This is a genomic window from Sphingobacterium multivorum (assembly GCF_900457465.1).
In the GTDB taxonomy this organism is placed as follows: Bacteria; Bacteroidota; Bacteroidia; order Sphingobacteriales; family Sphingobacteriaceae; genus Sphingobacterium; species Sphingobacterium multivorum.
The window spans coordinates 1,013,608-1,034,788 of sequence record NZ_UAUU01000011.1; the positions used below are offsets into that span (position 1 = coordinate 1,013,608).

Below are 21,181 nucleotides of genomic sequence, written 5' to 3' on the forward strand. Positions count from 1 at the left end.
TTTGTTGTTTTAGGTGGTTGGGGATGTCCAATTTGTGTTGTTCTTTGTCCGATATGTGGCCTTAAAAAATAATCACGTTTGATAGGTTTGTAAGAGTAATAACCAAAAAATTATAAATCGATACAATCCATGCGTGTAATTATTTTATGCTGCTTTGCTCTTTTGGGCTATGTCAATTCTTACGCTCAATCGAAGGCGATTAAAAAGGTCCCTACAGTTTTTGTCGACCGTGAAGGTGTCATGCGCTGGTCCGACTCCAAAGCTGAAGCTTCATTTTATGGCATCAATTATACCGTTCCTTTTGCCCATGCTTTTCGGGCTTTACACGATAAAGGCATCGATCGAAAGCGGGCTATTGATCGGGACGTTTACCACTTCGCCCGTTTGGGATATAATGCTTATCGTATCCATATTTGGGATGTAGAAATCTCCGATAAAAATGGTAACCTGATCAGCAATGAACATCTTGATCTATTGGATTATCTACTTTTTAAACTTCAGGAAAGGGGAATTAGGATCCTGATTACGGGAATGACCAATTTTGGTAATGGTTATCCAGAAAGAAATATAAATACAGATGCATTTACGTATCATTATGATAAGTGTGCGGTTCATGCTAATCCACAGGCGATAGCTGCTCAAGAAAAATACATTACCCAGTTACTTCATCATGTCAACCCGTATACCGGAAATGCTTATCAGACGGACCCTTACATCATAGGTTTTGAAATAAATAATGAACCTTGCCATACAGATGCCATTCAGACGACGTCGGACTATATCGGTCGAATGGTGAAGGCTATGAAGAAAGCCGGGAATAAAAAACCGATTTTCTACAATGTAAGTCATAATATGGAACATGTTAAGGCTTATTTTGATGCTGATATCCAAGGGACAACCTATCAATGGTATCCTGTGGGACTGGTTGCTGGACGGGAACGTCAGGGGAATTTTCTTCCTTACATTGATCAGTACGATATCCCTTTTTCAAACTTGAAAGGCTTTGCCAACAAAGCGAAGGCGGTTTACGAATATGATCCTGCTGATAATCTCTACAGCTACATACATCCCGCAATGAGCCGCACATTTCGTTCGGCGGGATTTCAGTGGATCACTCAGTTTGCTTACGATCCGATGGATATTGCAGCCTACAATACCGAATATCAGACACATTATCTCAATTTGGCTTATACCCCGGCAAAAGCACTGAGTACCATGATCGCTGCGGAGGTAGCTTATACGATACCAAGAAATAAAAAGTTCGAACAGTATCCTCAAGACACCCTATTTGGCGATTTTAGCGTCAGTTATGAGCAGGATCTCTCCGTGATGAATGCGCAGGATAAGTATTTTTACACCAATAATACGACAGTAAGGCCTTTAAATCCAACGAAATTGCAACATATTGCCGGTCATGGTTCATCACCTGTGGTGGAATACCGTGGATCTGGTGCTTATTTTTTAGATCGACTGGAAGATGGTCTATGGCGTTTGGAGGTTATGCCGGATGCAGAAAAAATCGCTGATCCTTTTGCTAAGCCATCGCTCGATCGGGAGGTGGTACATATCCTGTATCGGTCACAGATGATCGATATTCGGATTCCTGATCTAGGCGACCTGTTTACCGTCCGGTCACTGGTAGGAAAAAATGACACCGATGAAGCTATTTCAGTTGCTAAAACAAGTTTTAGCGTTAAGCCTGGAGTATATCTGTTAAAGCGTAAGAATATCCAGCTGAAAAATAGCTGGCTAGCTTCCTCGCCCTGGAAAAATGGCTATTTGGGCGAATATTACGCGCCAAAAACTGAAGCGCTGAAGCTACCTCTATTGATACACCAGCAGCCCAAAGTATTGGAAAAAGGGCGCTCTACCAAATTGCAGTTCCGTTATGTTTTTGAAAAACAGCCCGATTCCATTATTCTACAAACGGATCAGGTTTCGTTTTGGAAAGATCATAATCCCTACATCAAGTTGATCTCCAAAGATAACTGTACCTATGAAGCGGATGTCCCGGCATCCTTATTCGTGGGCAATGAATTGAAATATACAGCTACTGTGTTTGTGGATGGTGAAAAAATTACCTATCCTGATAATCAGACTGGAGCACCGCTGGATTGGAATTATCGTGTCAATAGTTATTGGACGGTGGGTTTAAATGAGCAGCGGGCGCCTATAGGGCTTTTTGAGTCCTTGTCCAAAGTCTCTTCTTTGGAAACTTTCGCTATTCCAGAAACGGCTTACATGACTGCGCAACGGGAGCATCATGATCTCAGTAAAGTTCCTTTTTGGACCTATACTTTTCATGCTAAGGATTCTGGGGTACAGTATTTTTGGGTAAAAGATATCAAATCGACAATTGCTGAACGGCCTGCGGGTATCGCTGCTGCCACAAAACTCTGTATACTCTTGAAACATGAGGGCGGGAATCCGCTACTGCATGCTGGGTTTGTTACAAAAAAAGGGTATACCTATGTGGAAAACATAGCTATTGGGACATCGGGCGAATCTTTGGTCCGTATGGATCTAGCCGACTTAAAGCTTGTGCCTACGGCTTTGCTACCTGCTCCTTATCCTGTATTTCTTGAACGGTTTTTTAAACCTACAGTTCAGGCTCAATTTGACAAAAGGGAGATCGAAAAACTAATCGTTTCAGGCGAAAAGATGGAAGGGGTGGTACTATCCATAGCTGCGATATGGCTCGAATAGCGATACAGCTGCTTAATGCCACCGATTAGTAGGGCATGGATAATAATCCGTCAGGCTGTAAGGATCAAGTTTTGGAGCAGGACGACGACCTGAAAAAACGACGGCGTTTTTTAGGGGAATGCTTAAATAAAGCGATAAGGAGTACAAAAAATATAATAAAGGGAAAGAAAACAATTATAAACACATCTAAATTTTAAACAATGAAGGGTTTTGCATTTAAAACAAGTTTATTGGGCTTGTCCTTGCTATCCTGTCTTGGGGAAACGCAGCTTTATGCTGCAACGAAAGGGGAAAGCAAGTGGATCAGGTCGATGCAACAACAGGATGTCCGTGGGGTGGTCCGCAACGAGCATGGGCAGGTGATGGCAGGTGTTACTGTATTGGTGGCCGGAACTACGGTGGGCACTTCAACAGCGAGTGATGGCTCGTACCGTATCTCATTGCCCAAGGGTAAATCCCAGCTTCTATTCTCTGTTGTAGGCTACAGTAGCCAAACCTTGACGGTTGTAGGGGGAACATCCGTGGATGTCAGCATGGTGCCTGCGGGAAATGTGCTGGAAGAGCTCGTCATCGTAGGATATGGTAGTACGACAAAAAAGGATCTAACCGGTGCCGTAAATACGGTTGGAAGCAAGGATTTTAACAGTGGACTTGTCGGCTCTCCCGAACAGCTGATCAATGGAAAAACAGCTGGTGTGCAGGTGATGTCCAACAGCGGTTCTCCTTCTTCCGGGAGTACGATACGTATCCGTGGGGGAGCCTCCTTGAGTGCCAGCAACGATCCATTGATCGTATTGGACGGTGTACCGCTAGAGACTGGTGGTATTAGCGGCAATAGTGGCAATTTTCTCAGTCTGATCAACCCGAATGATATCGAAAGCATGACAGTGCTCAAAGATGCATCATCGACAGCTATCTATGGTTCCCGAGCGTCAAACGGGGTATTATTGATAACAACAAAGAAGGGTAAAGGAGATGCTTTACGGCTTTCTTTCTCTTCAATCGTGTCCATGCAGCAGGCTATGGGAGTGGCTGATATGATGTCGCGCGATGAATTTGCCTCGCTCATCAATACCAAAGGGAGCACTGCCCAAAAGGCATTATTGGGCAATGCCTCAACAGATTGGCTGTCTGAGGTTTTTCAGGATGCCATGGGGACGGATAATAACTTAAGTCTACAGGGAAAGATCGGTAAAACCTTGCCTTTTCGTACATCGGTGGGCTATTATAATCAGCAAGGGACTTTGCGTACCGACAAAACGGAGCGCGTGACGGGCGCTTTGGTGTTAAATCCCACTTTTTTTAATAAACACCTGACCGTAAATTTAAATGTTAAAGGTGCCCATAACAACAACGCATTTGCCAATACCGATGCGATATGGTCTGCTGTAGCGTTTAATCCTACGCAACCGATTTATTCTGGGGCAGATGCTTATGGCGGCTATTACGAGAGTTTGGATAATGCGGGTCTTCCGGCAACAGGTGCAAACCTCAATCCACTGGGATTGCTCAAGCAGGAAAAACACCGTAGTACAGTCAATAGAGCCGTGGGTAACCTTGACCTCGATTATAAATTCCATCCGCTGCCTGAACTGAAAGCGCACGTAACACTCGGATATGACTATGCCAAAGGGAATGGATCGAATCTTATTCCGGCAAGTGCGGCCAATAATTTTACGATTGGAGGCTCTTTTGACCGTTATGAACAGACGCTTAAAAATAAATTGTTTACAGGCTATCTAAACTATAACAAGTTCTTCCCGGAAATTAAAAGTACAATTGATGTGACAGCAGGTCACGATTATCAATATTGGAGTGCCCGACGGCCACCTATAGTATACTATAACGAAGCTGGTGATATACGCTCGACTGCTATTGCATCTGACGAACGACATACGCTGATTTCTGGTACGGACGGATCAACTACAATTACGATAGCCGTTATTTATTGACCGCTACGGTCCGTAAGGATGGAACTTCCCGATTCAGTCCCGAAAACCGTTGGGGACATTTCCCTCAGTCGCCTTGGCCTGGCGTCTTTCGCAGGAGTCTTTCATGAAAGGAATCTCTTTCATGGACGATCTAAAGCTCCGGGCGAGTTACGGTGTTACAGGGCAGCAGGAAGGAATCGGAAATTACGAATATTTGCCGGTATACAATTTGGGAACAGCCTATGCACAGTATCGTTTCGGCGATCAGTACCATCTGGTGTATAGACCATCGGTTTACAATCGGGACTTACGCTGGGAAACGACCAAAGCATTTAACTACGGCCTGGATTTCGCTTTCTGGAAAAACAGGCTGTCTGGTGCAATTGACTATTACACAAGAAAAACACATGATCTATTGGCCAATGTGCCTGTAGCCGCAGGAACCAATTTTGATCAGAACGCGACTATCAACGTAGGTAATGTTGAAAGTAGTGGCTTCGAATTTCAATTGAATACCGTGCCCATACAAAAGGATAATTTGCGCTGGGAAGTCAATTTCAATGCGACTAATCAGCATACAAAAGTAACCAATATAGCTTTGGCGCAGGATGCGAATGCCATAGGAACTTATGTGGGACCGAATGTCAGTGGCCGTGGTATACAGATTCTGACAACGGGGTATCAGCCTTACATGTTTTATGTCTACAAACAGTTGTACAATGAGGCTGGCAAGCCGCTCGAAGGTGTATATGCGGATCTGAATGGTGATGGAGCGATCAACGAAAAAGACTTGTATCGCTATCAATCGCCCGCGGCAAAATGGCTCTTTGGTTTCAATACGCAGTTAACTTACAAAAAATGGACAGCAGCAACGACACTACGCGCAAATTTGGGTAACTACGTATTCAATAATACCAAAATGAATCTTAGTGCTTGGGAAACAGTTCAATATGTGGATGCGTCGATCAATAACTTACATCGGGATTACTTGGATACCCAATTCCAGACCAGACAGTATTATTCGGATTTTTACGTCGAAAATGCTTCCTTCCTTCGGATGGAAAACGTGTCGGTGAACTATAATTTTGGTCAGGTGGGTAAGATCTCCAATCTACGTGTGGGTGCGGTAGCTCAGAATATTTTTATTGTGAGCAAATATAGCGGTATGGACTCTGAGGTTCCGAGTGGCTTCGACAGTTCGTTCTACCCACGCTCAAGAACTTTCTCCTTGAGTCTCAATATGGATTTTTAATGGCTACCTCAAAAAAGAAAACTTATATAGCGATGAAAAATATAAAAAGATATTGTTTTGGATTGTTGTGTTTAATCGCATTGCTGCAATCCTGTACAAAGGACTTAAACCAGTATCCCACTGTAGAAACTACTTCGGAGTCGGTATACACCTCTGTGGATGGTTACCGGGCTGTGCTTGCTAAATTGTATGCCTCATTTGCCGTTGCGGGCAATGGACGTGGTGATGCCGATCCGGATATGGCGGGCAGCACGGCTTCTTGGGGGTACCTTCGGGTGTACTTTAACTTGCAGGAGGTACCGACTGATGAGGTGATCTATACATGGGCAGGAGGCGACAATATGACCGATATCCAGTATATGACCTGGGGAGCTTCCGATACCTGGGTCAATGCCATGTATTATCGGATCTATTATACGGTAGCCATCTGTAATGAATTTCTACGGAATGCAACAACAGAGAAGCTGGCGACTTTTAATTCGGCCGAGCAGGCACAAATTTTGGAGTTCGCAGCCGAAGCGCGTTTTCTGCGTGCATTGGCCTATAGTCATGCCATGGACCTTTATGGGAACGTTCCTTTTGTGACTGAAAAGGATCCGGTAGCTGCATTTTTTCCACCACGGATGACACGGGCTGATCTCTTTGCATTTATTGAAAAAGAATTGACAGAGGTCGAAACGATCTTACCGGAAGCACGTCAAAATGAGTATGGCCGGGTAAGCCGTGCTGCCGCCTGGTCCCTATTGGCCAAGAATTATCTGAATGCGCAGGTCTATACGGGCACAGCACGTAATGCCGAATGCCTGAACTATGCGAAAAAAGTGATTGATGCCGGATATTCCTTAAATGCGAATTATAAGCAGGTATTTAATGCTGATAATGATAAGCGGACCAATGAAATTATTTTCCCGATAGAGGCCGATGTAGCGTATACAACGACTTGGGGAGCGACAACCTATCTTGTCAACGGCCCTATTGTTGGGAGCATGAAATCATCGGATTACGGTGTGCTTTCCGGCTGGAATAGTTTTCGTACACTTCGCGAATTTGTGGCACTCTTTCAGGTGGAAGACAAAAGAGGTGATTTTTGGAAAAATGGCCAGTCCCTGGATGTCGAAGATCCCGCTGCCTCGAGCCAGGGCTATGGGCTTGTTAAGTTTACAAATTTGAAAGATGATGGTACCTATACGACAGATGAAGGATTGGTCAGTACTGATTTCCCGATGATCCGCCTGGCCGACGTGTATCTAATGTATGCTGAGGCTGTACTGCGCGGTGGCGGAGGAAGTGTACAGGAAGCGATCAAATTGGTCAACAGTATCCGTCAGCGGGGATATGGTAGTTCGGCCGGAGCCATTGATCAGGCGCAGCTGACACTGGATTTTATCCTTGCAGAACGCGGCCGTGAACTGTTTTGGGAGTGTACGCGTCGCACAGACCTGATTCGCTTTGGGAAATTTACCGGTAGCGATTACCTCTGGCAATGGAAAGGTGGTGACATGAACGGCCGCTCTGTGGATGCGAAATTCAATCTGTATCCGATTCCAACCACCGATATGAGCGCTAATCCGAATTTGATCCAAAATCCTGGCTACTAGCGCTGGCTGGCATTAATAACTAAATCTATGGGGATATACTGCTATTTGAGCAAACATGCTGCGGAGGGTATCCAGGTATTCCCATATGGACTTTTAAAGATAATGATACCTATGAAACAATTGACACTCTATATTCTGGTGTTGCTTTTCGTTGCCTGTAAAAAGGAGGGTGGGACACCTGCTGTCAGTGGGATAAAACCTGCAGTGTTGTACAGCAGTACAACAGAACTGGTCTTAAAATCTACTGACCGCAAGACCGTAGCGCTGCAGCTTGTCTGGGATGAAGCGATTTTGGCCAGCGATGAACCAATGGCTCAGTCGGCTTTAAAAAATAAGATAGAAATTGCTGCTGATCCATCTTTTTCTGCTGTCACCAAAAGTATCGAGCAGGTAGCAAGCTCGCTCAGCTATACGCATGAACAATTGAATAACCTTGTCACGGGAATGGGATTTTTGCCCGATGAAAAGAACGTGTTTTATGTCCGTATTGCTTCACGATTGGGAACCAATACAGATTGGCTCTACAGTATTGTGATCGCCCTGACTGTGACCGCTTATCAGCCCGTGGAGGATGCTGCCTATCTCTACCTATCTAATAAAGAGTTTACGCAATTTCCATGGAAACTGTGTTCGAGAAAGGAAGATGGTTTTTATGACGGTTTTGTGCGTCTCGACCAATGGTATAATTTTTATTTAACCAATGCGGAAAGTGCGAGTGCACCGCTCATCTATGGTTCTTATCCCCTGGATGGTAGCCAATATATTTTGTATAGTGGAGCTGATCGCTGGAATTGCTGGACGAGTAAAGGTGGATACTTATACTTGACAGCCGATGTCAATAAGTTGGCCTGGAAAGAAACTTCCGTAGAATCCTTGACGGTAACGGGCGATTTTAATGGTTGGAGTGCGACAGCAACACCAATGGTATATGACCAGACGGCGAAGGTTTGGAAAGCAACCATCACGACAACGGCAGCCGAACAATGGGGAATTAAGGTATTGATCAATGGCAGCTGGACTTGGTTTTTTGGTGCAGCAGAGGGCAATGGAAACTGTGCTTTGTATACGGCCGATGGAACTGGCTTCGCTTATGATAAGATCGGTACACATACCTTGATTCTTGATCTAAGCGATCCAAAACAATTCAAATATCATGTGGAATAAAATAGATAGGGACGGGTTCTTAAATGAAATAATCGGATGAAAAAAATAAAAATAATGTTGGCCCTGATAGGCTTGTGTTTGGGCTTGTCTGGCTGCCACGACAAAGATAATCTTAAGGTGGATATACCTAAAACACATTTGGCAAAAGGTGCGGATGTGAGCTGGATTACCGAAATGGAAGCCTCAGGTATGCAATTTTTTAATGCAGGAGGCAGCGCAGTGGATGGGCTGAAAATCTTGCGTGGACTGGGGATGGATGCGGTACGTCTGCGTGTTTGGGTAGATCCCGAACAAGGCTGGTGCAACAAGAATGACGTACTGGTGAAAGCTCGTCGGGCGCATCATCTGGGCATGCGTATTATGGTGGATTTTCATTACAGTGACACCTGGGCGGATCCGGGACAGCAGACAAAGCCTGCCGCCTGGAAGAGCTTATCGTTTGATGGGTTAAAGAAGGCTGTTAGTGATCATACAACGGAGGTTCTTCAATTGCTAAAAGATAGTGGTATCTCACCTGAATGGGTGCAGGTCGGTAATGAAACGGGCAACGGAATGCTTTGGGAAGATGGAAAAGCCTCTGTCAGTATGGCTAATTATGCCACATTGAATAATGCCGGTTATGATGCGGTAAAAGCGGTGTTTCCGGCAGCAAAAGTGATCGTACACCTGCATAATGGATTTGACAATGACTTGTTTCGTTGGATGTTCGACGGTCTGAAAAAAAACGGTGGGAAATGGGATGTAATTGGGATGTCACTTTATCCGACCCCAGAAAACTGGGAAGAGCGCAATGCGGCCTGCATCAGTAACATCAAAGATATGGTTGCCCGATACAATTCAGAAGTGATGATCTGCGAGGTGGGGATGAGCTGGGATGAAGCAGATAGTGCTGAAATATGGTTAAAGGATCTTTTCAACGCGGTCAATAGTGTGCCCGATCAGAAAGTACTGGGTATATTCTATTGGGAGCCTTTGGCGTATGGTGGGTGGAATGGTTATACCCTAGGTGCATTTGACAATAATGGGCGCCCAACAAAAGCATTGAATGCGTTTAAATAAGGTATATTTAAACCGCTGAATGACAATGAAAAAATTGAACTGTAGACTATAAACACCTGATTTGATGATGAGATTACTGCGTACGACTTACTTTTTGTTTCTTTTATTCCTACTTGTTCCGGGCAATTCGTACGGACAGTCTGCACGGCAATCCTTCTTGTTGGAGAAAAACTGGCGTTTTTTTCAAGGTGAGGTTGTTCATGGGAGTCAGTAGCATTGGATGATAAGGCCTGGAAAAAAGTCACGGTACCGCATGATTGGGCTATTTTCGGGCCCTTGGACCGGTCACACGATCTGCAGGATGTTGCCTTGATCGTTTAGGCAGGGGAAGAAAATCGGGAAGGATTCAGATAAAGGCGAAGTGCAAAGATTTAAAAGAGGGGGTATTAACTGTACAGACTGTAAATTCTAAAACGTTTTGACCGTAGCTTTTGTTTAAATGATACCTTAAGTAAGTTAGTGAGTTGATTGTATTTTAACAGAAAGGCTAGATCGATATCGATCTAGCCTTTCTTGTGCATTATTTTCTCCTAATCTGTAGCTTGACACCTAGGCCGAGGCCAATATAATCATCAAATGTAAGATACTTTTTCTGTACGGCGCTAACGAGGTAAAGATCGCTGGTATGAAGATCATAATAGAATTTTACGCCTTCAAAATAAGAGTTGCTGGATTTTATTTTATAACTGAAGTCCTGTCCTACAAAGATATTGATGCGTAGCCTGGTCGAAAACCGATAATAGCTATTCGGGTATTTGTCAGGTTCTTTATACCAAAATTGTTTACCCAATGTCGTATTGAGATAAGCACCGGTACGCAAGGGATGATAAGTAAACTGTTTATTGAGTTTAATTTTCCACGGTGTATACGATTGACGCAGCGTTAAGGTAAGTTTAGCCCGGTCTGTATCATATTTCGGTACATAGCCAAGCAGGAAATCTGTCGACTGGAATCTCTGTTCGGGAGAAATGGAAGCAATCAGCAAAGGCGGCGCTACATTCTTGGCTAAGATGAGTCAATGATGAAGTCTAAACATAAAAAAATACCGAAGCAATATACACTTCGGTATTTTTTGTGAAAAAGAAAATTACAATTTAAAGTTAGATGGTTTTGCTGTCACGCAGCATCTTAATGATATTGTGCGCTTCAAGCTGCTTGCTGAGCTGCGTGTTGATCAAACTATGCACATTTTGCGAGAGTTCTTCCGATCCATCAGCCAAAGCGGTTTGATAGGTGGATTTGAATGCATCTTCGCCCTGCTCACAGGTTTCAAGCAGACTTCTTTCGTCATCTCCCGTGATATTCACTTTTATGCCCATCCAGGCGCGGAAAAGCTTACCGCTCAGCATAGTGCTGTCTGTCGGTTCTTTGCCCTCAAGCTCAACATAAGGTGTCAATTCGGCTATAAATTCTTCCGACTGTCCAATAAATTTTTGAAATGTTGGTACTAGTCTATCCAAGCCGTGGCTGGTTGCTAGATCAATTGCCTTTTTATAACCTTCGATGCGGTCGTTGTTGATTTTGATAATATCGTTGATGATCTCCGGATTGTTGATGTTGTTTTCCATAATATTGTTATTTGTTATCATTTTTGTTTATTCGAAAAACAGCAGGCGTTGCATGATCGTTTGCAGAATTCGAGATTCAGGTATTTAAATCGTAGCCCGTATTTATCCCATTTTTTATTGCAGGGGAATAAATCTGTCTAAAACTTTCTGCAATTTATCCTTGTTCTTAAAACCGAATACTGTCCACTAGGCAGGCAACGAAAACTATGCAACAAAACATTCATGTAGCCATTATCGGGGGTGGACCCAGTGGCCTGTTTATGTACAAAAGATTGATCGAAAGGAATATCGCCGGTCTCAAGGTATCTATTTTCGAATCCCGAAAACAATTGGGGCAGGAATGCCTTACAGCTACGAAGTGCCACACCGGAGCACTTGACGAATGTATCGGATCATGAAATCCCCGCATTGGTCACGACGATTGAGGATTATGTTCAATCCCTATCGGAGGCCACGCTCCGTACTTATGGAATCGATGTGGACTATTTTAATCGCTACAAATGGTTTCCACGGCTGCTCCTCGCCGCTACCTGTCGGAGCAGTTTATGTTGTTGAAGCGGATGGCGGATGAACAGGGCATTGAACACAGGTTCACCTCGCTAGCCAGGTTACTGATATTATTGACCTCGAAGGCCAAGCGCAGGTTAAAATCACGGTGGGCAGCACCGATACCTATATCGTAGACAAGGTAGTCATCTGTACCGGACATAAGTGGCCAACCAAGTATGAGGGCAATGTCGAACATTATTTCGAATCGCCCTATCCACCGTCCAAGTTGGCCTTAAAAACCAATCACGCCGTCGGGATACGCGGTGCTTCGCTCACAGCAATCGACGCTATCCGTACGCTGGCTCGCCACAATGGTTCTTTTGAAGCCCTGGAGACAGGAGAGCTAAGGTATGAGATCGACCCGGGAAGCGAAAATTTTAAGATATTGATGCATACCCGCAGTGGGCTGCTTCCTGCGATCCGCTTCCATCAGGAAGAACCTTTCCTGGCCAATAACCTGGTGATCTCCGAAGAGGAGCTGATGCTTAACAGGCTAGAGAATGAGGGTTTCGTCTCGCTGGATTTTCTGTTTGAGCGCAATTTTAAAGCGCAGTTCAAGGAAAGAGATCCCGACTTTTATGCAGTCGTGGAAAAGCTCAGCCTGGAAGACTTTGTAGAGGCAGTACTCCATTTAAGGGAACAGAAAGATGCCTTCGAGGGATTTCGCCAGGAGCACGAACAAGCGCTGAAATCTATTAAAAGGCGCCAATCCATCTATTGGAAGGAAGTGCTTTCTGCCTTGAGTTTCACCTTAAATTATCCCGCCAAGTACATGTCTGCCGAAGATATGCTGCGTTTAAAAAAAGTACTCATGCCGCTGATTTCTATTGTCATCGCTTTTGTGCCGCAGAGTTCTAGTCGCGAGCTGCTCGCGCTGCACGATGCTGGTCGGCTGGAGGTGGTCAATGTTGGTACCGAAAGCCGGGTTGAGCCTGCGCACGATCGCGGCGCCAATTATTTTTATACCGATGAATCAGGGATCGAAATAAAATCGCATTATAAGACATTTGTGGATTGTGTGGGACAGCGACCGTTAAACTTTGAAGAATTTCCATTCAAGAGTTTGGTCGACAACGGCCATGTTAGCCCAGCCTACTTACGGTTTCGCTCCGTGGAACAGGCCAAGGAACAAATGCTGGCAGGCAATGACCACATGTTTGTGGCACCGGATGGCGCTATTTTTTTGCAGGTACCCGGAGTAAAGATCGATGACAGCTTCCGTTTGGTAGACCACGGCGGTAGCGCCAGTCAACGTCTTTTTATGATGGCCGTGCCTTATATGGGCGGCTATAATCCGGATTATTCAGGCCTTGATTTTTGCGCCGCCACATCGGCTATCATTGCCGGGAAGATTGCGGAGAGCGGATAAATACGCAACTTTTTGTTAAAATACGGTAAGATGGTTGAGGCCCGGGGGCGTAGGATTTAATTTAGGCTCCCTATTGCTATATTTGGCCGCCATCTAGACCATCGGTTGGCATAGTCTTAACTCAATTGATGAAAAAGCATGCCTAAAACTATTTTAAGAAACCTGCAGATAGGTTTTGGAATATCCCTGTTGATCCTGTTAGCGAGCTCAACGGCTTCTTATATTAGTATTCGTAAGCAGAACCATAATAGTGCAATGGTCGACCACAGCCGGCGTGTCATGAGCCGTGTCAACAAAATTCTGCAGGATCTGCAGAATGCCGAAACTGGCCAGCGCGGATTCCTGCTTACAGGTATGGACAAGTTTCTGGATCCTTACAAAACCGGCCTTCAGTCGCTGCCCCAATCGCTGAGCCGTGCGCACGACCTTACTTCCGATAATCCCGAGCAACAGCATATAATCGATACGCTATCCACACTCGTGCAATCCCGACTGGCAAAGCTTGAAAACCTGGTCAATATCAAAAAGCGTGGTGGAATGGTCTCCGTATCGCAGCTTGAGGAGGGGAAAACCTATATGGACAGTTGCCGTTTACTGATCAGCAAAATTATCGATCGTGAAGAACTTTTGCTCAATAAGCGTTCGGAAGAACTGAGCCGCTCTTCGGGTTATACCTCTATCTTTGTTTTGTTGGCCGCTGCTGTATCCTTATTGATTACCCTGTTCTTTTACTTCCGCCTGCGAGCGGATTTCTTCCAACGGGAGCAGCTGCAGAATGACCTGAAACGTAAAGATGAAGAGATACAGCGGCGGCTGAGCATTACCCAGCGTATCGCACGGGAGATAGCAGCCGGGCATTATGATATGCAGATTCAGGATGGCGAACAGGACGATCTGGGCAGCCTGACGGGATCCCTCAATGAAATGGCGCGTTCGCTCAAAACATCTTTTGAAGAACTCAATAATAACAACTGGCATCAAGCTGGTCTAACCCAGCTGGGTAACCTGTTGATGGGTAATAAACAGCAGGAAGAGCTTACGGCTGTCACGCTGGGCCATCTGACAAAATATGGCAACTGTGTAAACGGCGCCATATACCTGATGGAACAAGATGAGCTTGTCTTAAGGGGATCCTATGGACTTGAAGATCTCGAACGTAAACGCTTCGCCCCAGGTGAGGGCATGGTCGGCCAGGTCTTTAAAGACAAGAAAGAAAAGTTATTCGAAAACCTCGAAGATACCCATTATGTCATCAGCTTTGCTGCTGGGAAGGTACTGGTGAACAACCTTTTTATACTGCCTGTCTTTGATGGTAACGACTGTATCGGTGTAATGGAGCTGGGCTCACTACAACCTTTTTCTTCCATTCAGCTGGCGTTTTTTAGGGATGCTGTGCAAAAGGTGGGTACGACACTTGCGGCGGCCCAAGCCAGGCTGGTGGTACAGAATTTATTGGAAGAAACCCAGGCACAGACCGAAGAATTGCAGGCACAGCATACCGAACTGGAATCGCTCAATTCGAGCCTTGAGATGCATACCCATAAACTGCAGGCTTCGGAAGAGGAACTCCGCGTACAGCAGGAGGAATTGGTGCAGTCTAACCGGGAATTGGAAGAGCGCTCCAAATTGCTGGAGGATAAAAATGTGGAGATTGCCGAACGCAATCAGGAAATACAGAAAAAGGCGGCGGAGCTTGAACAGAGTACGCGCTATAAATCTGAGTTTTTGGCCAATATGTCGCATGAACTGCGTACACCGCTCAATTCAATTCTGTTACTTTCACGCTTGATGTCCGAAAATTCAGATGGTAACCTGAATGAAGAACAGATGGAATCGGCAGCTGTGATCCAAAGTTCGGGAAAGAGCTTGCTGACCTTGATAGACGAGATTCTGGATCTTTCCAAAATTGAATCCGGGAAAATGGATCTGGATGTACAGCCTGTATTTTTTGCCGATATATTGAACGGGCTGACGGCTATGTTCGCACCAATCGCCGCCGACAAACAGCTCGGATTAGAAATGAACGTTGCGGAGGGACTGCCGCTGCAGCTCGAAACAGACAAGCAGCGCCTGGATCAGATTTTACGTAATCTATTGTCGAATGCCATCAAATTTACAGCTTCGGGTAAGGTTACCTTGCATATTGACCGCGAACAGTCGCAGAGAAACCGTATCGTATTTGAAGTGCGCGATACGGGAATCGGAATACCGAAAGACAAACAGCATCTGATATTTGAAGCTTTTCAGCAAGCAGACGGTTCTACACGCCGCAAATTTGGGGGTACTGGACTGGGGCTCTCGATCAGTCGGGAACTGGCGCGTCTGCTCGGAGGTGAAATCTTGCTGGATAGCGAAGAAAACAAAGGCAGTATCTTCCGGCTGATCCTTCCAGCGCAGATTTCGGATGCCACGCCAGCTGCTTTCGGCACGGTGCAATTGTCACCGATAGAGCTAGACTTGCCTGCAGGGGCATCTACAGCTGTAGTGCAAACTTCGCAAACAGTGAACTTGCCTGCCGAAAAGATACTGGAGATACCTATTCCAGCCGATATTCCCGATGATCGCGATAGTATCGTCGAAGGCGACCGCTTTATTTTGATTGTTGAGGATGATATTGAATTCGCAAAGATTCTGCTGAAATATACGCGCCAGCAAAACTACAAGGGTATCGTGGTCGTCCGTGGTGATATCGCGGCTGAGATGGTGGCCCGTTATATGCCGCTAGCCGTTCTGCTGGATATTCAGCTTCCGCTCAAAGATGGCTGGCAGGTAATGGCTGAGATCAAGGAAAACCCCAAGACTCGACATATACCGGTGCATATTATGTCTTCTTTACAGGTTAAGAGAGAAAGTCTGTTGCAGGGCGCCATAGACTTTATCAATAAACCGATGGCATTGGAGCAGATGGGTGATATGTTCCGTAAAATAGAAGATGCCCTCACGCGGCATCCCAAAAAAGTACTTATTGTTGAAGAAAATCCCAAACATGCGGCAGCGCTGTCGCTCTTCCTCGGAAGTTTTGACATTGCCTCGGAGATCAAGAGCAATGTAGATGATAGCATTGTGGCGCTGAGCTCAGACACTGCCGACTGTGTGATACTTGATATGGGTGTTCCAGACCGTGTTGGCTACGAGACATTGGAAGCTGTAAAACGAAATCAGGGTCTTGAAAATCTGCCGATTATTGTTTTTACCGGTAAGAACCTTTCGCAGGTAGAGGAAATGAAATTAAAACGGTATGCGGATTCTATTATTGTAAAAACGGCTAATTCCTATCAGCGTATTTTGGACGAAGTGGGTTTATTTCTACATCTCGTAGAGGAAAATAATGGTCCTTCTACCAAATCTCCGGGTAGACTTGGCTTTTTGCGGGATGTTCTGCAGGGTAAAAAGGTGCTTGTAGCGGACGACGATATCCGAAATATCTTCTCGCTCACTAAGGCGCTCGAAAAATATCAGATGACCGTGGTCCCGGCAACGGACGGAAAAGATGCGCTGAAACAGCTGGAAGATAATCCGGATGTAGCGGTGATCCTGATGGATATGATGATGCCCGAAATGGATGGTTACGAAACGATAGCTTCGATCCGACAAGATCAGCGATACGAAAACATGCCCATTATTGCTGTTACAGCCAAATCAATGATGGGGGATAGGGAAAAATGTATTGCCGCAGGAGCGTCTGATTATATATCCAAACCGGTGGATATTGATCAGCTTTTGTCCCTACTTCGTGTGTGGATGTATGGATAATAGGTATATAAATATAAGGATGATGTATGGATAGATTATTAGTAAGGTGTTATATATAGACAATAGGGGGATACTAAAACTGCATGGATAAGAACAAAATCATATTGATTATCGACGATGATCAGAACAATATATTTGCATTGAAATTGGCCCTGAAGTCAAGAGGTTTTCAAGCGATAGGCTGCCTGTCTGCTGAAGAGGGACTTGCTCAGTTACGGGATCATGCCGGCATAGGCCTTGTCCTCATGGATATGATGATGCCCGAGATTGACGGTTATGAAGCCACTCAGCTGATTCGGAAAACAAAGAATGCCTGTGAATTGCCTATCATCGCTGTGACGGCACAAGCCATGACCGGCGACCGTGAAAAATGTCTGGCTGCAGGAGCAAATGGCTACATTTCGAAACCGATAGATATTGAACTTCTGGTGCAGCTAATAGGGGAAATAAAAAGATGATTACGGGAAAAAAAATTGTCAGCCAAGAGCAGGTGATGATGCTGATGGAGGATGTGGAGCGTCTTTATGGTTACGATTTTACCCATTATACGAAAGCCTCCTTATCGCGGCGAATCAACCAACTTTGCCTGCTGGATAATTTTGCGAGCTTTGCCGAACTGCGTTACCGTGTTGTCCACGATCCGGAATACCTGCAGCGATTTGTCGAAAAGATGACGGTCAATGTGACCGAAATGTTTCGTGACCCTAGCTTTTTTGCACATCTTCGCCAGGAAATCCTACCCAAATTGCGCACCTACGCCTTTATCCGTATATGGATAGCTGGCTGTGCAACAGGTGAAGAAGCGTATTCACTGGCCATTCTATTGCAGGAACATAATCTGCTGCACAAATCGCTGATCTACGGCACCGATATCAATCCCTCGGTGCTCGAGCAGGCAAAGAAGGCTGTTATCCCGATGGCAAATCTAAAATCCTATGTTGAAAATTATCAGCTTTCAGGTGGTAAAGCTGATTTTTCATCGTACTATACCGCGAATTATAACTGGGTGAAACTCAATCCCGCATTGCGGGAACGAATTGTATTCGCTTCGCATAATCTGGTGAATGATGCTTCTTTTAATGCTTTTCAGCTGATTCTATGTCGCAATGTGCTGATCTATTTTGACACAGAGCTGCAGGCCAGGGTATTATCGCTCTTTGATGAAAGCCTCGAGACATTTGGTTACCTTGCCTTAGGCAGTCAAGAGACGCTGCGCTTCTCTGCGCTGGCACCCAACTATGATCAGGTAGGAAACGAAAAAATATGGCGCAAGGTCAAGTAGAATGGACTACTTTTTTTTAATTGGATAGTATTAAAAAATTAACTTATTTAAAAAAATAAAGTATCTTAGTAGGATTGGAGGAAAAATGACTAAAATTCTTTTAGTTGATGACCACCGGCTTGTACGCAATGGGATACGCTTGATAATTGATACCCACGACAAGCTTACGGTGGTAGCTGAAGTAGATAGTGCGGAGGATGCACTGATCTACCTCGAACAAAATACATTGCCGGATCTGGTTTTAACTGATGTGAATATGCTGGGGATGGATGGCATAAGTTTTATCCGTATGGCCAAAAAAATCTATCCGGATGTTAAGTTTGCCATATTATCCATGATTGAAGAGCCCGCTCAGGTAGCCGAAGCTTTTCGGAGCGGAGCGGACGGCTATCTGTCCAAGGGTGGCGATTATGATGAGATCTTGTTTGGCTTATTGCGCTTGGCGCAAGGTCAAAAGTATCTGATGACCAATTTCGGTTTGCGCTTTATGGAAGATTATAATGTTGAGAGCAGTGCTACGGTCGATGTAGGTTCGCGCCTGGCACAGTATGAGATTTCCGATCGGGAGTTTGCTGTGCTGGAACTGATTGCCCAGGGTTTCACTGCAATGGAGATTGCGGATAAAATTTTTCTAAGCAAACGAACCGTTGAAGGACATCGCCAGAACTTGATGGATAAGACAAAAAGTAAGAATACGGCAGATTTGATCCGTTTCGCTTTTCAGCAGAAGCTTTTGCAATAAGCAGACGAAAAATAGGCCTTTGTTTTCGCATTGTTTGGTACAACGCAGAAAACATAAGGCCTCTATTAGCTATGGTTAGTTGCCGCTGTTTAAGGAGAAGCTGGCTTCCAGCCATTGTCCCGCGCTGTACCGAGCTCACCGAACTTGCCTTTTTCACCGGCAGCGTCTTTCCCGCCAAAGGTGTAGACAGGTTCCCCGATGAGTTCCAGTCGAATCTGTGGTATCGGAAATTGGGTCGGCGTGCCGCCCTGTAGCAGATCATTTCTCCGCATGAACGTGAAGGGTACAAAAGTACCGCCTGCTCCATCTATTTCTATGGCATATTCATAATGAATCGCGTCGCGAAGTGCACTAGCAGTGGCTATCACATCGGGAAGACCACCTTTTTGTTTGCGCGAGGCTGTAGAAGCATTCAGTTCAGCCGCAGCGCCATCGTAATCTTTCAACCAGTATTTTGCTTCTGCCCGCAATAAGCGTGTTTCTTCAGCCAAAAAGTAAGGATTGACAGCGCCGGCGACATTGAGGGTAGACAATTTGGGATACATCCACCGCGAACGCATGTAATTGCTGAATAGTCCTCTTCCCCTTGCTTCCAGTAGAATACCAAAGTTATTGGTGTAGGTAAAATATTGGTAGAAACGTTTATCATCAGACTCAATAGGACCCAAGATAACGCTGTTGTTGGTTGGATAAGCTGTGGGTGTTTTTTTTGTTTTATCCGCCAAATAGGCGATTTTGATATCAGCAGGAACATAGGAGGCCGTTCCGTACGGCCGTTCGAGTACGTCCACTAGTGCATTGTAGTAGCCGCCCACGGTAGTGGTGATGGTGTAATCGGTGGTAAAGCCCTTGTTAGCATAGGTAAGAACTTTGTTCCAATACGGGGAACCCAGATTTTCTGCTTCGGTCTTATCCCGTGCTACCGAGGAAAGAATCCGGGCAGAAAGCGAATTGATCAGTAATACGAGATCGCCTTTGGAAATGGTGATCCCCTTTAAAAAATCAAAATTCAGGTTGGGTGTTTCGGCAATAAGCTGCAAGGTCTTATCAAGATGTTTGACGCCATTCTCGATCAGCTCTTTATAGGAATTGGGAAACTCCTTGAGTTTAAGGTTGACGTCATCGACTATCAGTCCGCGGTCGAATATTGCGCCCAGGTAACCCTGGGAAACACCCTTTGCATAGTAGGCACCAATAAGGTAGTCTTTGGTTCGGTCGGCACCCTTGTCATCATAGATCGTTAACTTTTGATGCTCGATCAGGTCGATCACTTTGGTGGCATCCAAATTGGATTGATAAAAATTGGAATACACCTCACGAACAGCTGCATTACCGCGGTAAGCCGAATTGTTGTTGAGACGCAGGCGCGGTTCGTTCGCAAAATCCCACCAGGACTGGCTACCGTTGGTATTGGTTGACTGGTCTGCCCAAAGACTAAAGTGGGAACCACCTGCGTTGTTAGTCGTGGTATTAAAGGCGGTCTGTACACTGCTTGTTGTGAGTACATAACCCAAACTTTTTATCTTTTCTATGGCTTCGGCATTCGTCAATGTCGAGGGGTCATCGAATCCGATCGATTCGCATGAGCCTAGTGAGAAAAGAACGGCTAAGCCAAAAAATATCTTCTTCATGTTTTACTTTGTCTGATTAGGTTAAAAATTGAAGGTTAGTTTCCCTGAAATAATACGGTAGGAAGGGTAATTGAATCCATCCTGTCCGATTCCATCTACATTAACGCCCTTGTTGTTTGTCCAGATAAAGAGGTTTCTGCCGATAAGGGAAAGATTGGCATTTTTCAGAACCTTGGAAAGGCCTAATTTTTCTGTCGGGAGTTTATAGGATAAAGAAATTTTTTATGCTCAACTTTTTATTGATCTGCGTATTGAAAATAAAACAAAAAGACGATGAATAAAAATACAAATATTATCCGTGTCGGAACCGTTAGAGCTATACCGCTGAAAAATATCAGACAGCAGCCCCTTCTTCCTGTAACCCATTAGTTTGTTGTCTTTTAATATCTTTGATGCCTTTGCTACCCAACCATTCCATAAAATGATCGGGATTGTCCGGTATAAAATGGATTACCTGACCATTTTTAAGAAGTAAAGAAAATATACCGCAATTAGCGATGAATTTAATGATTTCATCAGAACGATGTTTCAATAGTGAAAAATATTCCATTAAGTTTGGTTCGTTTTTTTCTTTAAA

The 21,181-nt window shown here is 44.9% G+C and carries 17 protein-coding genes; 13 read left to right on the forward strand and 4 right to left on the reverse strand.

Features of this window, described 5'->3' with window-relative positions:
* The first annotated feature begins 129 nt into the window (after nucleotides 1-129).
* The 7 genes from DTA23_RS21595 to DTA23_RS27260 all read left to right on the forward strand — a co-directional run bounded on the left by DTA23_RS21595 (nucleotide 130) and on the right by DTA23_RS27260 (nucleotide 9,924).
* Nucleotides 130-2,706 carry a glycoside hydrolase family 5 protein gene (locus DTA23_RS21595; RefSeq protein WP_112375997.1) on the forward strand — a complete coding sequence of 859 codons (2,577 nt, stop codon included), beginning with the start codon at nucleotides 130-132 and terminating at the stop codon, nucleotides 2,704-2,706.
* 200 nt (nucleotides 2,707-2,906) lie between these two features.
* Entirely contained in the window at nucleotides 2,907-4,658 is a 1,752-nt protein-coding gene (locus DTA23_RS28030; protein WP_218565437.1) for a SusC/RagA family TonB-linked outer membrane protein, read from the forward strand.
* Nucleotides 4,659-4,707: 49 nt separating this feature from the next.
* Nucleotides 4,708-5,889 carry a TonB-dependent receptor domain-containing protein gene (locus DTA23_RS28035; RefSeq protein ID WP_218565438.1) on the forward strand — a complete coding sequence of 394 codons (1,182 nt, stop codon included), beginning with the start codon at nucleotides 4,708-4,710 and terminating at the stop codon, nucleotides 5,887-5,889.
* A gap of 32 nt (nucleotides 5,890-5,921) precedes the next feature.
* Entirely contained in the window at nucleotides 5,922-7,487 is a 1,566-nt protein-coding gene (locus tag DTA23_RS21605; protein ID WP_112376553.1) for a RagB/SusD family nutrient uptake outer membrane protein, read from the forward strand.
* Between the two features lie 111 nt (nucleotides 7,488-7,598).
* Nucleotides 7,599-8,651 (forward strand): DUF5111 domain-containing protein, encoded by a 1,053-nt coding sequence (locus DTA23_RS21610; RefSeq protein ID WP_172462487.1) that lies wholly within the window; start codon nucleotides 7,599-7,601, stop codon nucleotides 8,649-8,651.
* Nucleotides 8,652-8,687: 36 nt separating this feature from the next.
* Entirely contained in the window at nucleotides 8,688-9,710 is a 1,023-nt protein-coding gene (locus DTA23_RS21615; RefSeq protein ID WP_112375999.1) for a glycoside hydrolase family 53 protein, read from the forward strand.
* A 64-nt stretch (nucleotides 9,711-9,774) separates the two neighbouring features.
* Nucleotides 9,775-9,924: a hypothetical protein gene (locus DTA23_RS27260; RefSeq protein WP_172462488.1), complete on the forward strand. Its 150-nt coding sequence runs from the start codon at nucleotides 9,775-9,777 to the stop codon at nucleotides 9,922-9,924.
* 306 nt (nucleotides 9,925-10,230) lie between these two features.
* Here DTA23_RS27260 and DTA23_RS21620 read toward each other — a convergent pair whose 3' ends face one another.
* Together DTA23_RS21620 and DTA23_RS21625 are read right to left on the reverse strand one after the other, a co-directional pair.
* Nucleotides 10,231-10,695 carry a hypothetical protein gene (locus tag DTA23_RS21620; protein WP_112376000.1) on the reverse strand — a complete coding sequence of 155 codons (465 nt, stop codon included), beginning with the start codon at nucleotides 10,693-10,695 and terminating at the stop codon, nucleotides 10,231-10,233.
* 115 nt (nucleotides 10,696-10,810) lie between these two features.
* Nucleotides 10,811-11,278 (reverse strand): PA2169 family four-helix-bundle protein, encoded by a 468-nt coding sequence (locus tag DTA23_RS21625; RefSeq protein ID WP_167450487.1) that lies wholly within the window; start codon nucleotides 11,276-11,278, stop codon nucleotides 10,811-10,813.
* Nucleotides 11,279-11,484: 206 nt separating this feature from the next.
* Here DTA23_RS21625 and DTA23_RS28040 point away from each other — a divergent pair, with 206 nt between their 5' ends.
* The 6 genes from DTA23_RS28040 to DTA23_RS21650 all read left to right on the forward strand — a co-directional run bounded on the left by DTA23_RS28040 (nucleotide 11,485) and on the right by DTA23_RS21650 (nucleotide 18,973).
* Nucleotides 11,485-11,676, forward strand: a complete 192-nt coding sequence (locus DTA23_RS28040; RefSeq protein WP_218565439.1) for an NAD(P)-binding protein — start codon at nucleotides 11,485-11,487, stop codon at nucleotides 11,674-11,676.
* Between the two features lie 257 nt (nucleotides 11,677-11,933).
* The gene (locus DTA23_RS21630; protein ID WP_218565440.1) at nucleotides 11,934-13,196 is read left to right on the forward strand and encodes an FAD/NAD(P)-binding protein; all 1,263 of its coding nucleotides are present in this window, start codon (nucleotides 11,934-11,936) and stop codon (nucleotides 13,194-13,196) included.
* A 138-nt stretch (nucleotides 13,197-13,334) separates the two neighbouring features.
* Nucleotides 13,335-16,949 carry a response regulator gene (locus DTA23_RS21635; protein ID WP_112376002.1) on the forward strand — a complete coding sequence of 1,205 codons (3,615 nt, stop codon included), beginning with the start codon at nucleotides 13,335-13,337 and terminating at the stop codon, nucleotides 16,947-16,949.
* A gap of 83 nt (nucleotides 16,950-17,032) precedes the next feature.
* Nucleotides 17,033-17,407 (forward strand): response regulator, encoded by a 375-nt coding sequence (locus DTA23_RS21640; RefSeq protein WP_070568142.1) that lies wholly within the window; start codon nucleotides 17,033-17,035, stop codon nucleotides 17,405-17,407.
* Entirely contained in the window at nucleotides 17,404-18,231 is an 828-nt protein-coding gene (locus tag DTA23_RS21645; protein WP_070568139.1) for a CheR family methyltransferase, read from the forward strand. The genes DTA23_RS21640 and DTA23_RS21645 overlap by 4 nt, the downstream gene beginning before the upstream one ends.
* A gap of 85 nt (nucleotides 18,232-18,316) precedes the next feature.
* On the forward strand, nucleotides 18,317-18,973 hold the full coding sequence (locus DTA23_RS21650; RefSeq protein WP_070568136.1) for a response regulator transcription factor: 657 nt from the start codon (nucleotides 18,317-18,319) through the stop codon (nucleotides 18,971-18,973).
* Between the two features lie 89 nt (nucleotides 18,974-19,062).
* Here the strand turns inward: DTA23_RS21650 and DTA23_RS21655 are convergent, their stop codons facing one another.
* Nucleotides 19,063-20,604 carry a RagB/SusD family nutrient uptake outer membrane protein gene (locus tag DTA23_RS21655; protein ID WP_112376003.1) on the reverse strand — a complete coding sequence of 514 codons (1,542 nt, stop codon included), beginning with the start codon at nucleotides 20,602-20,604 and terminating at the stop codon, nucleotides 19,063-19,065.
* Nucleotides 20,605-20,938: 334 nt separating this feature from the next.
* Complete coding sequence (locus DTA23_RS21660) at nucleotides 20,939-21,154, reverse strand: hypothetical protein (RefSeq protein ID WP_070568130.1); 216 nt, start codon at nucleotides 21,152-21,154, stop codon at nucleotides 20,939-20,941.
* Nucleotides 21,155-21,181 lie beyond the last annotated feature (27 nt).